Genomic DNA, 17166 nt, shown 5'->3' on the forward strand with positions numbered 1-17166 from the left:
CTGGGTTTACGCTAAGCCGTGCGTGCAGCGACGATGGCCGACATCGCCCGGCGTGCCGGCGTGTCCCGGATCGCCGTCTCGTACGCGCTGAACGGCCGTCCCGGCGTCTCCGCGGACCTGCGCGAGCGCATCCTGGGCATCGCCCGCGAGCTCGGCTACCGCGCGAACGGCCCGGCGCTGGCGCTGCACGGGGCGGCGGCCAACGCGATCGGACTGGTGCTGCTGCGCTCGTCGGCGGCGCTGACCGTGGAGGTCTTCCGCCGCCAGCTGATCGCCGGCATCCAGAAGGAGCTGGCCGTCCGCGGCTTCGGCCTGGCGCTGCAACTGGTGGCGGACCTGCAGGAGGAGGCCCAGGTCCACCGCCGGTGGAGCGCCGAACGCCGGGTCGACGGCGTGCTGATCTGCGATCCCCGGGTGGACGATCCGCGCTTGGCGGCGGTTCGCCGGCTGGGCCTGCCGGCAGCTCTCATCGCGAGCACGCCGGACGACGGCATGCCCGGCGCGTGGAGCGACGACCGGGGATGGACGCTGGAGCTGGTGCAGCACCTGGCTGAACTGGGCCACGTCCGGGTGGCCCGGGTGAGCGGCCCGGCGGGAATGGTGCACACGGCGATCCGGGACGAGACGATGGCCCGGGCGTGCGCGGAGCGGGGGATGACGCTCACGATCGTGCGGGCTGACTACACGGGCCGGGCGGGGGCGGAACGGACCCGGGAGCTATTGGCCGGGCCGCAGCGGCCGACGGCGATCGTGTACGACAACGACGTGATGGCGGTGGCTGGGCTGGGGGTCGCGGGGGAGCGGGGGGTCGCGGTGCCGGGGGATCTGTCGGTGGTGGCTTGTGAGGATTCGCCGCTCTGTCAGGTGGTGGGGCCGCCGTTGACGGTTGTGCGGCGGGATATCGCGGCTTATGGGGGGTTGGCTGTGGCTCAGCTTTTCGCGGCGCTGGACGGGGATGTGCGGGCGCCGGTGCAGGCCGAGGGTGGGCGCCTTGAGGTGCGGGGGAGTACTGGGCCTGCCTGACGGGGCGTTTGTTTAGCGTCTTGCGCCTTCGCGCTGCCTTGCGCGATTTGTGCCGCGCGATCCGTGCTGCGCGTCCCTCCCGCGTTCAGCCTCCACTTCCGGCATCCCGTGTTCAGCCAGCGCCTGCCGCTCGCCGGACTCAGCCAGTGGTGGCCGTACTCCTCTGCCCTTGGTCTTACGTGGCCGCGGGCGGCGGCGGGGCCGTGCTCGCCCGGGCGACCAGGTGGGCGGGCTCGTCGAGCCGGCTGGCGACCTCGTCGCCCGCGATGACCGCCAGCAGCAGCCGGGCCGCGTTCTCGCCGTAGGCGACGATGTCGCGGGTGAGCGCGGTCAGCGGCGGATGCACGAGCCCACAGACCGGCGAATCGTCCCAGGCGACGATGGACAGCTCGGCCGGCACGGCGAACCCCAGTGCCTGCGCTGTCGCCAGCCCCGCGATCGCCATGATGTCGTTGTCGTACACGATTGCGGTCGGCCGCGGCCGGGTGTGCAGCAGGTCGCGGGTGGCCTGGGCGCCGGCCTCCCCGGTGTAGTCGGTCCAGACCGGGGGCGCTTCGCTGATCCCCAGCCGTTCGCAATTCTCGGCGAAGGCGCGGCTGCGGGCGCCGGTGTGCGCCAGCTCGGGGATTCCGGCGACCCGGGCGATCCGGCGGTGACCGAGCCCGGCCAGGTGCTCGACCGCCTCGGTCACGGAGACCGCGTCGTCGGACCAGAGACTCGGCAGCAGCTCACCCTCGGTGGGCGGCCCCACGACGACGGCGGGCAGCCCGATCTCCGCCACGGCCGGCACCCGGGGATCGTCCGCGCGGACGTCACAGAGCAGCACCCCGTCGACCCGGCCCTCGATCCACCACTGTCGGTAGACCTCGATCTCGGCCGCCGGGTCATCGTCGGGGACCATCTGCAGCAGCAACGCGTACGAGCGGGTGGACAGCTCGGCCTCGAGCCCGCTGACCAGCTCCATGAAGAACGGCTCGACCCCCAACGTGCTGGCCGGCCGGCGCAGCGCGAGCCCGACGACCTTGGCCGGTGCCCCGGCGAGCGCCCGGGCGGCAGCGCTGGCCCGGAAACCCATCCGGTCCGCGATGGCGAGGATGCGCGCGCGGGTGTCCTCGGAGACGCCGGGCCGGTCGTTCAGCGCGTAGGAGACGGCGCCCTTGGAGACCCCGGCCTCGCGGGCGATATCGGCGATCGTCGGTCTCTTCACCCTCCTGACCCTAGGCGTCCCCGACCAGTCCCGTTGCCGCCATGGCTGTCCGGTTGCCGCCGGTCAAGGCAGGAAGCCGAGCCGCCGGGCCGTCACGACTGTCTCCATCCGGCCGTGCGTGCCCAGCTTGCGCATCGCGTTGCGCAGATAGCTCTTGACCGTCTCCGGCAGGAGCCCCAGCCGCCGGGCAGCCTCCGCGTTCCCGCAGCCGACCGCGACCATTGCCAGCACGTCGAGCTCCCGCGGCGACAACGGATTGGGCGACCGCGCCGAGCCGCCGGACTGGGCGAGCAGCGCGCACACCTCCTGCAGCCGGGACCGCAGCGCAGGGTCGTCGACCTCCTGGGCGATCGTGCGGAGGTCGGCGTGCGCCTGCCGGACGTCCTCCCATTCCGGGGCCGTCGGCGCCGCCCGGGTCAGGGCCGCGGTCGTCTCCAGCTCGGCGATCCGGCGCTGCACTTCCCGGCGTACGGTCACCTCGGTGCCGACACGCACCGCCACCTGACTCATCGCGTCGAGCGCGCGGGTCCCCACCGACAGCGGCTCCCGCGTGCCGGCGTACAGCACCGCCAGGACGGAACCGCCCATCATGACCGGCACCGCGGCGATCGCGCGCAACCCTTCGGCAGTGACCGGTTTGTCGTACTCGTGGCTGATCCGCGGGTCGGTGGCGTAGTCCTCCACCCGGCTGGGCCTTGCCGTGCTGACCACCCGCCCGCCGAGACCATTTCCGGCGGTGACCACCAGGCCGTGCAGCGCGCCGGTCACCGTGCCCGCGAAGTCGGTCAGCCGCATGGCCCGGCCGTCAGCGGTCACCGCCCCGCCGAACGCGACCGGCAGCCCGGTCACCCGCCGGACCCGGCCCAGCGCGGCGGAGAGATCGGCTGTTTCGAGCACGTCATCAGCATGTCGCGGACCGGCTTCGCGGTCCACCCCTGAACGGGGGTGGCGCCGCCTCGCGGACCGGCTCATGCTGCAGAAATGCTCTCCTATGCTTCCGGGACCTCCGATGTGCCGCTGCTCGGCGAGACGATCGGCGCGAACCTCGAACGCACGGTCGCGGCCCACGGCGACCGCGAGGCGCTGGTGGACGTGGCAGCCGGTCGCCGCTGGACGTACGCCGAGTTCGACGCCGCGGTGAACGAGGTCGCCCGCGGGCTGCTGGCCCGCGACATCAACAAGGGCGACCGGGTGGGGATCTGGGCGCCGAACTGCGCGGAATGGGTCATCACGCAGTACGCGACCGCGAAGATCGGCGCGATTCTGGTGAACATCAACCCGGCGTACCGCACCCATGAACTGGCCTATGTGATCCGGCAGGCAGGCGTGCGCCTGCTGGTCAGCGTGGTCGCGTTCAAGACGAGCGACTACCGCGGCATGATCGCCGAGGTCGGCTTCACCGAGACGATCTTCATCGGCACCCCGGAGTGGGACGACCTGATCGTCGCCGGCCAGGGCCGTTCGCTGGAGGAACGCGCCGCGTCGCTGGCCTTCGACGACCCGATCAACATCCAGTACACGTCCGGCACGACGGGTTTCCCGAAGGGCGCGACGCTGTCGCACCACAACATCCTCAACAACGGCTTCTTCGTCGGCGAGCTGGTCGGCTACACCGAGCATGACCGGATCTGCATCCCGGTGCCGCTCTACCACTGCTTCGGGATGGTGATGGGCAACCTGGCGGCGACCTCGCACGGTGCGTGCATGGTGCTGCCGGCTCAGGGCTTCGACCCCGCGGCCTCTCTGCGAGCGGTCACCCAGGAGAAATGCACCTCCCTGTACGGCGTCCCGACCATGTTCATCGCTGAACTGGGTCTGCCCGACTTCGCCGAGTACGACCTGTCGTCGCTGCGTACCGGAATCATGGCGGGCTCGCCGTGCCCGGTGGAGGTGATGAAGCGGGTGGTGGCCGAGATGCACATGACCGAGGTGGCGATCTGTTACGGCATGACGGAAACCTCCCCGGTCTCGACGATGACCCGCCGCGACGACGGCCTGGACCGCCGAACCGAAACGGTGGGCCGCGTGATGCCGCACCTGGAGTCGAAGGTGGTCGACCCGGCGACGGGCCTGCCGACGCCACGCGGCGAGGCGGGGGAGCTGTGCACTCGCGGCTACTCGGTGATGCTCGGTTACTGGGATCAGGCCGAGGCCACCGCGGAAGCGATCGACGAGGCCCGCTGGATGCACACGGGCGACCTGGCCACGATGGACGAGCGCGGCTACGTGAACATCGTCGGCCGGATCAAGGACCTGGTGATCCGGGGCGGCGAGAACGTGTACCCGAGGGAGGTGGAGGAGTTCCTCTACTCCCACCCGGACGTGTCGGACGTCCAGGTGATCGGTGTCCCGGACCAGAGGTACGGCGAGGAACTGATGGCCTGGGTGGTGATGCGCCCGGGAGCGACGCCGCTGACCACCGAAGCGGTCCGCGACTTCTGTCAGGGAAAGCTCGCGCATTACAAAGTTCCGCGGTATGTGCATGTGGTGGACGGCTTTCCGATGACAGTGACCGGGAAGGTGCGAAAGGTGGAGATGCGAGAGCAGGCAGTGGAAATCCTGAACCTCCATGACGCCGCCGGCATCCGCAACGCCTGACTCCATTCGCGATTCCTTCCGGGTGCCGTCGTCCCCCGCATTTCGTCCGTGGCCACAGAGTCAGCCGCGGTCCAGGTATTCGCCGTCGGGCGTTGCGTCGGCGGACTGATGCTTGGTGCGTTCCGCCTCGCGGAGTTGGACCCGCCGGATCTTGCCGGAGATCGTCTTCGGCAACTCGGCGAACTCCATCCGTCGCACCCGCTGGTAGGGCGAGAGGTGCGCACGGCAATGCGCGAAAATTGCCTGGGCGGTCTCGTCGTTGGCCGGCCACCCCTCGGCCAGGACCACGTAGGCCTTTGGCACGTTGAGCCGCAGTGCGTCCGGTGACGGCACGATGGCAGCCTCCACGACTGCCTCGTGCTCGATCAGCACGCTCTCCAGCTCGAACGGCGAGATGCGGTAGTCAGACGCTTTGAACACGTCATCGGTGCGGCCGACGTAGGTGATGTAGCCCTCCGCATCCCGGGAGCCGATGTCGCCCGTGTGGTAGTAGCCGTTCGCCATGGCCTGGGCCGTCAGTTCGGCGTCGCCGTGATAGCCGACCATGAGCCCCAGTGGGCGAGGATCGAGCTGCAGGCAGATCTCGCCTTCGTCCGCGTGCTCACCCGTCAGCGGGTCGATCAGCGCCACCTGATAGCCGGGGACAGGGCGGCCCATCGAGCCCGGCCGTACCTTCTGACCAGGGGTGTTCGCGATCTGGACCGTGGTCTCGGTCTGGCCGAAGCCGTCGCGGATCGTGACGCCCCAGGCCTTCTGGACCTGCTCGATGACCTCGGGGTTGAGCGGCTCACCGGCACCGACCACCAGCCGCGGCGGTTTCTTCAGGGCGGTGAGGTCGGACTGGATCAGCATCCGCCACACGGTCGGGGGAGCGCAGAAGCTCGTGACCCCACAGCGCTGCATCTCGCGCAGCAGTCGCGGCGCGTCGAACCGCGTGTAGTTGTGGATGAACACGCACGCCTGCGCGTTCCACGGGGCGAACACGTTGCTCCACGCGTGTTTCGCCCAGCCCGGCGACGAGATGTTGAGGTGGACATCGCCGGGCTGCAGTCCGATCCAGTACATCGTGGACAGATGACCCGCCGGGTACGACGCATGCGTGTGCTCGACCAGCTTGGGACGCGCAGTCGTACCGGAGGTGAAGTAGAGCAGCAGGGTGTCGCTGGCCTGCGTGACGCCGTCCGGCGTGAACCCGGTGGAGCCGGCGTATGCGTCGGAGAAGGCATGCCAGCCGTCGGTGGGCGGGCCGACGGCGATGCGTGTGACCTCCGCACCGACGTCGGTGAACCGTTCGGCCGCCGAGGCGAGGGCAATGACGTGCTGCGCGCCGCCGCGGGTCACCCTGTCCCGGGCGTCGGCCGCGCCGAGCAGCGGCGTCGCGGGGATGATGACGGCGCCTAGCTTCATGACGGCGAGGATGGTGTCCCAGAGTTCCACCTGGTTGCCGAGCATCATTACGATCCGGTCGCCGCGGCCGACGCCACGCTCCCGCAGCCAGTTGGCGACCTGGTTGGAGCGGCCGGCCATCTCGGCGAAGGAGTAGCGCTGCTCCGAGCCGTCCTCTTCGACGATCCACAGGGCGGGGCTGTCGTTGCCCTCGGCGATGACGTCGAACCAGTCGAGCGCCCAGTTGAACGCGCCGAGCTGCGGCCAGCCGAACTGCGCGTACGCCTCGGCGTAGTCCTCGCGATGCTCCAGCAGGAAGTCCCGGGCCTCGCGGAACGCCGCCGTACCGTCAGTCGCCGCCATTTCTCCTCCTCAGGCTGATCTGGGTCAGACTGCCCCGCTGCCGGGGAGCTCGCCACCCCCGCGCGGGGGTGGCGGACGTGGTCACTCGGAACAGGTCGTGTCGCCGGCAGGCAGGCGACCGCTGCCCAGATACGCGTCGACTGCCTCGTCAACGCAGCTCGCGCCCCGGAACAGATAGACGCCGTGGGTACGCGCCCCGGACAACACGATCATTCGCGAGCCGGTCAGCGCCCGGTGCAACGCCCGTGCGCCGGGAAGCTGGGAGTTGACGTCCTTCTCGGCCTGGACGATCAGCGCAGGCGTGCCGTTGTGCACGTCGATCGGTCGCTCCGCCGGCGCGTACGGCCAGAAGGAACAGGGCGTGATCGTGCGAGCTAGCGGCTCGAAGAGCGGTGAAGAGGCCCGGTGCCGTTGAATGTCACGCCAGTAGACCCCTGGGTCCCGCGCGACGGCGGCGTCACCGCAGAGGATCGCGGTCTGAGCGGTGTGCGTCGCCGAACCCGCGCCGTCGACAAGGCTCGCGAGCGTTTCGGTCATGCCCTCGGTGGGCTCGGCCGGCAGTCCGTCGGCTGCCCGCGCGAGGATCCGCACCACGGTGGCCAACTCGCCGTTCTCGGTGTCGTCGGTGAGCGGCGTGACGATCACCGCAGGCAACAGAGTGTCGTCCACCTGGTACGCACCAACGGTCAGCGGACGCCTGGCCGAGGCCGCGTAAACCCGTCGCACGGTGCCGAGGACAGCGTCGGCTGTCTTGCCCAGGTGATAGTCGGCATCGCGTGCCGCCGCCCATGCAGCCCACCCCCGCAGCCCGGCCTCGCGTCCGTCAGCGGCATCCCGCAACACGCGCGTTCCGGACAACGCCGGATCGACAGCGCTGTCCAGGACCATCCGATCGGCTCGACGGGGAAACAGCTGGGTGTAGACCGCGCCGAGATAGGACCCCTGCGAGTAGCCCAGGTAGGAGAGCTTCGGCGCGCCGAGCGCGGCCCGGATCCGGTCCATGTCACGGGCCATGGTGGCGGTGGACGCGTGCCGGAGCAGCTTCCGCTCCGCGCTGCCGCAGCGCCCGGCAAGGTCGCGGTTGAGGGCGACCATCGCGTCGAATCCCGCTCGGTCGGCGCCGGCCGAGCGTGGCAGCCAATAGGCGGGCCATGTGCAGTCGACAGGAGTGCTGCGCCCGGCGAAGCGCGGGTCCATGCCGATCAGGTCGAAGCGTTCGCCCGTCGCGCCCATCGCAGCCCGGGCGAGCGGAACGCTGTCCACCACGGGCGACGCGGGGCCACCCAGATTGATGATCATGGGACCGATGTGGTGCGCGGTGTCGCTGCCCCGGCTGCGGGCGATCGCCACGGTGATGGAGCGGCCGCGCGGCTCGGCGTAGTCCAGCGGCACAGTCACGTCGCCGCACTCGACGCCGGCCTTGTCCAGGGACTGGCCCTCAGCGTCGTCCGGTCCGACAGCACAGGGATGCCAGGAAAGTCCTGGACTATGGCCTGCGTTGATCCGGGGCTCGGTGGGGAGTGCGGTCCCGGAGAGGCCGGCGGTCAGGGACAGCGCGGTGATGATGGTGGCGACGGTCAGCATGTGTGGACTCCTGGCGTGAGCAGGTGGTGGGGTGAGAGATCAGGCATCGCTGCGTCGGAGGCGCCAGGCCGCCATTGCCAGCAGACCGGCCGTGTAGAGCACGAAGACGGCGAACCCGGCCCAGGGGGACGACAGCGTGGAGTCGGGGCGCGTCGTGGTGATCGCCAGGCCGGCCGGGGACGGCAGCCAGCGGTAGACGGCGTCGGCCAGCTCCGACGGTAGGAAGCCGGCCAGCATCTGCGGTCCGAACAGAATCCCGATGACCGCCGCGACACCGCCGGCTGTACGACGCAGGATCGCGCCGAGACCCAGCCCGATCACCGCGACCCCCGTCAGATAGAGCGCCGCCCCGACGACCGCTCGTGCCACCCCGGGCGCACCGAGTGAGATGTCGAGGTGCTCGGCTGACAGCACCGACTGGCCGGTCAGGAAAGCACCGAACACGGCCGGCAGACACAACGCGAAGATTGCGATCGACAGCACTGCGGCCTTGCCCCAGAGCACCCGGCTCCGCCTGGGGACGGCCGCGAAGGTGGTGCGGATCAGGCCGCTCGCGTACTCGTTCGTGATCACCAGGACCCCGAGGACTCCCACGGCGAGCTGGGCCACTTGGATGCCGGAGAGGCTCACGCTCACCGCGTCGAAGCTGGTGGGATCAGCGGGCGGGCGGGTGACGCGGACCATCGCGTACAGGATGCCGAAGCCGATGATCAGGGCGAGGGCGCTGAGCAGGGACCAGGCGGTGGAGGGGACCGAACGGAATTTGGTCAGCTCGGCGCGCATGACGCTCATCGGTGGTCTCCGTTCCGGGTCGGGGAGGTGAACTCGACGGCCGAGCTCGTGAGGTCGACGAACGCGTCCTCGAGCGAGCTGTGACCCGAATCGGCCACGAGGCCCGCCAGGCTCGTGTCGGCAACCAGGCGGCCCTTGCCGATCACCACCACGTGGTCAGCGGTCAGCGCCATCTCGGTCATGAGGTGGGAGGAGACGAACACCGTGCGGCCCCGCCCGGCAAGATCGCGCAGCAGGCCGCGGACCCAGCGGATGCCCTCGGTGTCCAGGCCGTTCAGCGGCTCGTCGAGGATGAGCGTGTGCGGGTCGCCGAGGAGCGCGGTGGCAATGCCCAGCCGCTGCTCCATGCCGAGGGAGAACCGGCCGGCGCGGCGCTTGGCGATGTCGGCCAGGCCGACCTCGTCGATCACGTCCAGCACCCGCGCCCGCGGCAGGCCGTTGGACTGCGCCAGAGCGAGCAGGTGGTGGTACGGGCTGCGCGCCGGATGCACAGCTCGCGCGTCCAGCAGCGCCCCGACCTCCCGCAGCGGCGTGCGATGGGCCGCGTACGGCTTGCCGTTGACCGTCACCGAGCCGCGGGTCGGCCGGTCCAGCCCCAGCATCATGCGCATCGTCGTGGACTTGCCGGCGCCGTTGGGTCCCAGGAAGCCGGTGACGACCCCCGGCCTGACCGTGAAGGTCAGGTCCTCCACCGCGCACTTGCCGCCGTACCGCTTGGTCAGGCCCTTTGCCTCGATCATGATGGCTCCTTCCGTGGTCGCCTCCCAGGTTTCCGGCCCGACGGTTTCGCGTCAGTGGGGTGTGCGCGCTGCCGAGGGTGGGGTTTTCCTCACCCCACGCCCGGGGTTTTCCGGATGGTCAGGCCGGTCCCCGATCCCTACCGTCGACGGCGTGGACATCCGCTTCTTCCCGACGGACCGCGTGACGACCGGGCGATCGATCTGCCATCTCCTGGCCGGCGCCGTGCTGTCGATGCTGGCCGCCGGGCTGTTCGGGTTGCTGGTGACCCTGTGGGGTGCCGCGCTGCTCAGCCTCGTCACCGGCCCGGACGGCGGCGTGGTGCTCGTCGTCCTCTACGTCGTCGCCGTGCTGGCTCTGCCTCTGGTCTTCGCCTGGTTCGTGCACGAGGTCGCCGTGCTGCACCGGTTGCGGTTCCGTCGGCTGGTGGAGATCACCATCCCCGAGCCGGCCTGGACGCTGCGCAGCACGGGACGGCAGCTGATGTATCACGCCTGGGCGTTGCTGATCGCCGTCCCGGCAACCGTGCTGATCGTCGCTCCGCCGGCGGCCCGGCGCTTCGTGCGCCACGATCGGCAGACCGCCGATCGTCTGCTCGGGCCCACCAACGTCGAGATCCTCAAGCAGCGGGTCGACTGGCTGCGCAGCAGCCGGGCGGCGATCGTCCTCGCCACCGATGAGGAACGCCGGCGCATCGAACGCGATCTTCACGACGGCGCCCAGCAGCGGTTGCTGTCCCTGGCGTTGAATCTGGGCATGGCCCGGGAGGCGATCACGGCGCCCTCACCCGAGGCCGATGCGATCGTGGCAGCGCATGACGAGGCGCTCACGGCGCTCAGCGAGTTACGGCAGTTCGTGCGGGGCCTGCACCCGGCTGTGCTCAACGACCGCGGGCTGGACGCCGCCATCTCCGGACTGGCCGCCCGGGCCAAGATCCCGATCCACGTCTCGGTGCAGGTGCAGCCGCGTTGCCCGGCGTCGATCGAAGCGGTCGCCTACTTCGTCGTCTCGGAGGCCCTGACGAACGTGGCCAAGCACTCCTCAGCACTGATCGCCTCCGTGACATTGACTCGCCGAGGGAGCGAATTGCATATCGAGGTCGCTGACGAGGGCCGCGGTGGTGCCACCGCGAAGCCCGGTGGTGGGATAGCCGGACTCATCCAACGAACCGCGTCCGTCGACGGGCAGCTCTCCTTGAGCAGTCCGGTCGGTGGGCCGACTGTCATCAAGGTGGTTCTGCCGTGCGGCTGATCCTCGCGGAGGATTCGGTGCTGCTGCGCGCCGGCCTGACGAAATTGCTCAGCGACGGTGGCTTCGAGGTGCTGGCCGCCGTGGGCGACGGCGAGGAGCTGCTGCGTGCGGTGGCGGAGCACGAGCCGGAGGTGGTGGTTGTCGACGTGCGGATGCCGCCGACCCATACCGATGAGGGCATCCGCGCAGCTCTGACGATCCGTCACCGATATCCGAAGATCGCCATCCTGGTGCTGTCGCAGTACGTCGAGGAGCGGTACGCCAACGATCTGTTGTCGGCGGCCACGAGTTCGGTCGGTTACCTGCTCAAGGACAGGGTGGCCCGGGTCCGTGACTTCCTCGACGCGCTGCGCCGGATCGCCGAGGGCGGCACTGCCCTGGACCCTGAAGTGGTCGCCCAGCTCATGGTGCGCCGACGGCCGGACTTCCGGGAGCGGCTCACGCCACGCGAGCTGGAGGTGCTGCGGTTGATGGCCGAGGGGCGTTCCAACAACGGCATCGTTGACACGCTGGGTGTCAGTCACAGCGCGGTCGAGAAATACGTCAGCAACATCTTCGCGAAGCTCGACCTGCCGCCGACCGACACCGACCATCGCCGGGTTCTGGCAGTGCTCAAATATCTCGGCGATGGCTAGGATCCGCCGATGATCACACTCATCGCCCGTGCCGCCACCGACGACTGGGAGGCGCTGGACGAGCTGGAGCAGATCGCCAGGGCCGATCCGGCGGTTCTGCGTCCGCACCTACGAGAGCTGCTGGACCGAGGGCTGCTGTGGCCACCGGTTCTGTTCGCGGCGGCGGACGAAGGCGCGGTGCAAGAGATCATCACCCGGATCGACGGCGGTGACGAGCGGCTGGGCCACCTGCTGCTGATCCTGGCCGAGGTCCGCAGCGCGTCCGCCGCGACGGCGTTCCGGCGCTGGCAGGACAGCCCGCCGTCTGGCATGGACCGGCTGCACATCGACGCCTTGGCGTACGCGCGCCAGGGCGGCTGGGACCTGCGTCCGGACGGTACGAACCACGAGCTCTGCGGCCCCGTCGCCTACGAGCTGCTCATGGTGGACACCGAGGAAGCTGAGGCGGACGGCGACAATGTCTGCCCGTGGTGCGCGTCGCCGATCTGGACAGTCCTCGATTTTGATACGGCGGATCCGGACGTCGCCCGAGCACTGGCGCACACCGGCTGGTCAGGCCGGCTGCGCATCACCACCTGCTTCCTCTGCACGAATTACACGACGTTGTTCACCGACGTCACCCCGGAAGGCGGTGCGGTCTGGTCCGCGTGCAACGAGCGCCCCGACTATCTCCGTACCTCGACGGAGGAGCCGCCTCCGATGCTCCCCGAGCTGGGCCCGATGCGGGCGAGTCCGCGGCTGGCCAGCGCCGGTGACGAGGGCGGCTCTACGCTCGGTGGAGTCCCGGACTGGATCCAGGACGCGGAATACCCGCAGTGCCCGAGCTGCGGCATGACCATGGACTACATCGGCCTGGTGGGCGGCGCCGACATGGGCTGGGGGGAGGGGGCGGACTACATCTTCCTGCACGCCGGCTGCCGCATCGCAGCCGTCACCTACCAACAGAGCTGACCAGCCCGGCGATCAAGAACCGAAACGATGCGGTGCCTGCCGCGACGGCGCTGCGGTGCTTGGCGCTACGGCGCTACGGCGCTACGGCGCTACGGCGCTACGGCGCTACGGCGCCGCGGCGCGGCGACGTCTACCGCGACGACGTTGTCTCGCTGAGCTCCAGTTCCTCGTCCCGGCTTTCCGGCCGAATCGGCGGCTGCCGGCGCAGCTTCGCCGTCGCCTCTGCCTTGGCCAACGCCACCGGGAAGCTTCGGGTAGCCCTCCAAAGCTTCACGATCAACAGCAACTCGAAGCCCACCAGCAGAGTCCCGGCCACCACCGACGTGGCGATGACCTGACCGGTCAGCGGGCCGATGATGAACACGGTCATCTCGAACTCGATGCCGCTGAACAGGTGAGTCCGGATCCGGCGCTGCAGCAGAGCCTCCCGGAAGCGCGCCCGCGGCCCCTGCGGCGGCATCGGCTTGGCCGTGTTCGGCTCCTGCGGCGCCGGGCCGCGGGCCTCCTCCAGCATGTCCCGCATGCTCTGCCGGGTCTTCGCCATCTGCTGCGAGTTCAGGTAGCGGAACAGGTCCAGGAACGTCACTACGACCAGCGTCCACAGGAACGCCACGTGGCCGGTTCGTGCGTACTGGCCGCCGAACAGGGCCGCTGCGCACATGAAGACCCGGAGGCGGTCGAACATGAAGTCGAACCAGGCTCCGAACAGGGATCCTGTTCCGTTGAGCCGGGCCACCTTCCCGTCCATGCAGTCGACCACGAAGCTCAGGTGGAACAGCACGGCACCGGCGATCAGCCACCAGCGGTCCTGGGCCAGGAAACAGGCCGCCGAACCCACCCCCAGCAGCATCGCCACCATGGTCAGCAGGTTCGGGGTGATCCACCGGTAGGGCGCGACCAGGCGGACCAGCCTGGCTGCGAGCGGATCGACGAGCAGGACGGTCCACCACGCGTCACGAACCTTGTAGGTCTGTTCGCGGATGTCCTGCAGTGAAGAGCGACGCACCATAACCGGTATCAACGGTCCGGACCCGGAGCGGAAACTACTTTTGCCCGATTTGTGACGAGACGGTGTCCTAGGTTATCCACAGTCGCGTTATTGGCAGGTTACAAGCCGCACGGTGCATAGTACGGTCCGTTCATGGTCGACCGTCGATATCGGACCGGCCGGACGGCAGCCGATGAGGGCCCCGACGGTCCGCCTTCCGCGGTGGCTGAGCACCGGCCTCCGGACAGCCCGCTCGCCGATCCCGCGGCCGTCCACTTCGACGACGAGGAGCGTCCCGCCCGGGCCTTGACCGGCTCCGTCGGCATGGCCGTCGCGGTTGTCGCCTTCGCCGCCGCGCTGCTCGTGCTCTGGCAGGTGTTCCGGCCCCTCGCCCAGGGCAGCCAGTTCTATCTGATCATCTTCCTCGCCGGCACCCTGCCCCTCGTCTTCCTCGTCTACCGATCCGGCTTCCCACCGAGAAAAACAAACCAGCCCGACGGCATTGCAGCCGGGCCCGACCGGGAGTCGGTCCAGCTCGACGGCGATGCAGCCCGCCGTGACTGGGAGTCGGTCCAGTCCGACGGCGATGCAGCCCGCCCCGACCGGGAGCCGGCTCAGCTCGACGGCATGACAGCCCGCCCCGACCGGAAGCCGGCCCAGCCCAACGGCATGACAGCCCGCCGCGACCTCCCATCGCCTCTCGACTGGGCGCTGGCCGTCCTGACCCTCCTCGTCTGCCTGTACCCGGTGAACCCCTTCAACGGCGGCTACAACGAGTTCCTCAACCGCCAAGGCCTGCTCGAAACCCCCGACGTCATCGCCGGCGCCGTCATGCTCGTTCTAGTCGTCGAGGCCTGCCGCCGTACCACCGGGCTTGCCCTGCCGATTGTCTGCCTGGCCTTCCTCGCCTACGGCTACTACGGCGGCCTGCTCCCGCAGAACTGGTCCATCGCCCACTCCGGGCTGGACTTCGCGCAGATCGTCGACGCGCTCTGCAACTCCGGTAGCGGCTTCTACGGCACTCCGCTCGACGTCGCCGCCACCTACATCGTGCTGTTCACCATCTACGGTGCCGTGCTTGATCTGTCCGGGGCGAGCCGCTTCTTCGTCGACCTGTCCGTCGCGGCGTTCCGTAAGTCGCGCAGCGCCGCCGGGCGTACCGCTGTTGCCGCCGGCTTTCTGCTCGGCACCGTTTCCGGGTCCGGCACCGCGACCGCCGTCAGTGTCGGCGCCGTCACCTGGCCGATGTTGCGCCGGGCCGGCTATCCGGCCGAGCAGGCCGGCGGCATGCTGGCCGCCGCCGGTGTCGGGGCGATCCTCTCCCCGCCGACCCTGGGCGCCGCCGCGTTCATCGTGGCCGAATACCTCGACGTCTCCTACCTGACCGTGCTCGGCTGGGCGATGATCCCGACCGTCCTCTACTACCTGGGCATTCTGCTCGCGGTCGAGATCGACGTGCGGCGCTTCCAGGTACGGCCGATCGACCCCCCGGCGACCAGCGCGTGGCGGCTGCTGGGCCGCTTCGGCTACCACTTCTCGTCGCTCGTGCTCATCGTGCTCCTGCTCGCCGTCGGGCAGAGCGCCACTCGGGCGGTGGTCTATGCGACGTTGCTGGCCGCGGTGCTCTCCTTTCTGGACCGGCGGGCCTGGCTCACCCCGCGACGGCTCTTCGCCGCGCTGTCGGCCGGTGTCCGCGGTGTGCTGCCGGTCGTCGCGGTCTGCGCCGCGGCCGGCATCATCACGGCGACCACCACCAAGACCGGTCTCGGGGCCCAGCTCGCGTCTCTGCTGATCGACGGCGCCCGGGCAGTCAGCGACAACCAGACCGTGGTGCTCGCGCTGACGGTCGTGCTGGCAGCGGTCGCGCTGGCGGTCCTCGGGCTGGCCGTGCCGGTCACGGCCAGCTTCATCATCGGCTGGGTGATCATCGGGCCGGCCCTGCTCGCCCTCGGCGTCTCGGCGCCCGCCGCCGCGATGTTCGTCTTCTACTACTCCGTGCTCTCCGAGGTCACCCCGCCGACGGCCCTCGCGGCGGTCGGGGCCAGCGCGATCACCGGCGGCCGCACCGTGCCCACGATGTGGCAGACGCTGAAGTACGCGTTGCCCGCCTTCCTGGCGCCGATCGCCTTCGTGCTCACCGATCCCGGTGAATACCTGCTGGCCCGCGGGCCCGTCACCGGCATCGTCTGGGCCACGGGCGTCGCGGCCCTCGCGGTCCTGGGCCTGGCTGTCGCCACGGGCGGCTGGGTGCCCGGCATCGGTGCGGCCGGGCCGGCCAGCCGCGTCCTCGGCGGAGTCGCCGGCCTGCTCCTGCTCTACCTGGCGCCGTTGACCATCGCGGCCGGCGCTGTCGCGCTCGCACTGGCGGCGGGGATCGCCATCATCGATCGAACGGGGAGGATCACCTCATGAGGAAGGCATTCGCACTGGCCGCGGCCGGCACGCTCACCGCGGCCGCGCTGACCGGCTGCGGCGGCAAGCAGGACGCGGCCACGGTCGACGCCGGCGGCGACGTGACCTGCAATGTCACCAAGGACACCCGGATCGGCATCGCGACCGGCAACGCGACCGGCGTCTACTTCGCTCTCGGCAACGCCTACGCCGAGCAGATCGCCGCGACGGGCGGCAAGGTCAAGGCCACGGCGGCGGAGACCGGCGCCTCGGTGCAGAACATCCAGCAGCTCGTCGCCGGTAAGTTCGACGTCGCGTTCTCGCTGGCCGACAGCGCCGCCGACGCCGTCAACGGCACCAGCAGTTTCACCGCGAAGCAGCCGATCCAGGCGCTCGCCCGGATCCACACCAATTACACGCAGGTCATCGTGCGCAAGGCCGCGGGCATCAAGGACGTGGCGGGCATGAAGGGCAAGCGGGTCTCGACCGGCTCGCCCAAGTCGGGCACGGAGGTCATCGCCAAGCGGGTGCTGACCGCGGCGGGCCTCAACCCGGACAAGGACGTCCAGGCGCAGCGGCTGGACCTGGTCAAGACGGTCGACGGCATGAAGGACGGCTCGATCGACGCGCTGTTCTGGTCCGGCGGCCTGCCCACCCCGGGCATCACCGACCTGCTGACCACCTCGGCGGCCCAGGTCGAGTTCCTGGACATCACCGGAATGCTGCCGGAGCTGAAGAAGATCAACCCGGTCTACGAGACGGGAACGATCCCGGCGGCCACCTACAAGACCGCGGCGGACGTGCCGGCCATCGTCGTGCCGAATCTTCTGCTGGTCCGGGAGAATCTCGACGCTGACGTGGCCTGCGTGCTGACCAAGACGCTCTTCGACCGCAAACCGCAGCTGGAGCAGGCGAACGCGGCGGCCAAGCAGATCACCCTGGACCAGGCCCGCAAGACCGACCCGGTGGTCCTGCACCGCGGCGCGGTCGCGGCCCTGGACGCCCTCAACGCGCCGAAGTAGGAACCTCGAACCGAGGATCAGGAGCGGGATGTCGTGCGTGGGTGCATGGTGCTGACCGTCGCTCCCGCCGAGACCGGGCCCGGGTGCCCACTCGCCTGGCGGCTCGTGACCGGGCACCCGGACCCTGCCAGCTGCGTGCTCCCCAAAGCCCGGATTAATGCGTTGAGGGCTTCCCCGGTGATCCCTACTGTGGGAATCACACCGCACGAAGTGACCGGCCGAAGGGGGTCCGATGAT

The 17166-nt window shown here is 69.9% G+C and carries 14 protein-coding genes; 7 read left to right on the forward strand and 7 right to left on the reverse strand.

The genetic code is table 11. From position 1 onward, the window contains the following. Positions 1–18 precede the first annotated feature (18 nt). A complete protein-coding gene (locus ACWEOZ_RS24390; protein ID WP_451912982.1) occupies positions 19–1023 on the forward strand; it encodes a LacI family DNA-binding transcriptional regulator in 1005 nt (334 codons plus the stop codon). A gap of 175 nt (positions 1024–1198) precedes the next feature. On the opposite strand, the gene ACWEOZ_RS24395 is transcribed toward ACWEOZ_RS24390, so the two are convergent. Both ACWEOZ_RS24395 and ACWEOZ_RS24400 read right to left on the reverse strand, forming a co-directional pair. Further along, a complete protein-coding gene (locus ACWEOZ_RS24395) occupies positions 1199–2230 on the reverse strand; it encodes a LacI family DNA-binding transcriptional regulator (protein ID WP_451912983.1) in 1032 nt (343 codons plus the stop codon). Positions 2231–2293: 63 nt separating this feature from the next. Next, positions 2294–3127 (reverse strand): LuxR C-terminal-related transcriptional regulator, encoded by an 834-nt coding sequence (locus ACWEOZ_RS24400; protein WP_451912984.1) that lies wholly within the window; start codon positions 3125–3127, stop codon positions 2294–2296. Between the two features lie 84 nt (positions 3128–3211). Here ACWEOZ_RS24400 and ACWEOZ_RS24405 point away from each other — a divergent pair, with 84 nt between their 5' ends. Continuing rightward, positions 3212–4828 (forward strand): AMP-binding protein, encoded by a 1617-nt coding sequence (locus ACWEOZ_RS24405; protein WP_451912985.1) that lies wholly within the window; start codon positions 3212–3214, stop codon positions 4826–4828. Between the two features lie 60 nt (positions 4829–4888). Here the strand turns inward: ACWEOZ_RS24405 and ACWEOZ_RS24410 are convergent, their stop codons facing one another. From ACWEOZ_RS24410 to ACWEOZ_RS24425, 4 genes are all read right to left on the reverse strand, one after another. After that, complete coding sequence (locus tag ACWEOZ_RS24410; protein ID WP_451912986.1) at positions 4889–6577, reverse strand: AMP-binding protein; 1689 nt, start codon at positions 6575–6577, stop codon at positions 4889–4891. Positions 6578–6658: 81 nt separating this feature from the next. Continuing rightward, on the reverse strand, positions 6659–8161 hold the full coding sequence (locus tag ACWEOZ_RS24415) for an alpha/beta fold hydrolase (protein ID WP_451912987.1): 1503 nt from the start codon (positions 8159–8161) through the stop codon (positions 6659–6661). Between the two features lie 39 nt (positions 8162–8200). Next, positions 8201–8953 (reverse strand): ABC transporter permease, encoded by a 753-nt coding sequence (locus ACWEOZ_RS24420; RefSeq protein ID WP_451912988.1) that lies wholly within the window; start codon positions 8951–8953, stop codon positions 8201–8203. Continuing rightward, complete coding sequence (locus ACWEOZ_RS24425; protein WP_451912989.1) at positions 8950–9693, reverse strand: ABC transporter ATP-binding protein; 744 nt, start codon at positions 9691–9693, stop codon at positions 8950–8952. The genes ACWEOZ_RS24420 and ACWEOZ_RS24425 overlap by 4 nt, the downstream gene beginning before the upstream one ends. A 151-nt stretch (positions 9694–9844) precedes the next feature. Between ACWEOZ_RS24425 and ACWEOZ_RS24430 the strand changes: the two genes are divergently transcribed. From ACWEOZ_RS24430 to ACWEOZ_RS24440, 3 genes are read left to right on the forward strand one after another with little or no spacing between them, the layout of a single operon-like run. Then, a complete protein-coding gene (locus ACWEOZ_RS24430; protein WP_451912990.1) occupies positions 9845–10942 on the forward strand; it encodes a sensor histidine kinase in 1098 nt (365 codons plus the stop codon). After that, positions 10933–11577, forward strand: a complete 645-nt coding sequence (locus ACWEOZ_RS24435; protein WP_451912991.1) for a response regulator transcription factor — start codon at positions 10933–10935, stop codon at positions 11575–11577. Before ACWEOZ_RS24430 ends, ACWEOZ_RS24435 begins: the two co-directional genes overlap by 10 nt. Positions 11578–11586: 9 nt before the next feature. Beyond that, positions 11587–12528, forward strand: coding sequence for a hypothetical protein (locus tag ACWEOZ_RS24440; RefSeq protein WP_451912992.1), 942 nt, complete (start codon positions 11587–11589; stop codon positions 12526–12528). A 130-nt stretch (positions 12529–12658) separates the two neighbouring features. Here ACWEOZ_RS24440 and ACWEOZ_RS24445 read toward each other — a convergent pair whose 3' ends face one another. Further along, positions 12659–13537 (reverse strand): CDP-alcohol phosphatidyltransferase family protein, encoded by an 879-nt coding sequence (locus ACWEOZ_RS24445; protein ID WP_451912993.1) that lies wholly within the window; start codon positions 13535–13537, stop codon positions 12659–12661. Positions 13538–13669: 132 nt separating this feature from the next. Here ACWEOZ_RS24445 and ACWEOZ_RS24450 point away from each other — a divergent pair, with 132 nt between their 5' ends. Continuing rightward, positions 13670–15928 carry a TRAP transporter permease gene (locus ACWEOZ_RS24450; protein ID WP_451912994.1) on the forward strand — a complete coding sequence of 753 codons (2259 nt, stop codon included), beginning with the start codon at positions 13670–13672 and terminating at the stop codon, positions 15926–15928. Then, a complete protein-coding gene (locus ACWEOZ_RS24455) occupies positions 15925–16929 on the forward strand; it encodes a TAXI family TRAP transporter solute-binding subunit (protein ID WP_451912995.1) in 1005 nt (334 codons plus the stop codon). Before ACWEOZ_RS24450 ends, ACWEOZ_RS24455 begins: the two co-directional genes overlap by 4 nt. Positions 16930–17166: the final 237 nt, after the last annotated feature.

It is taken from the genome of Actinoplanes sp. NPDC004185 (assembly GCF_053603475.1).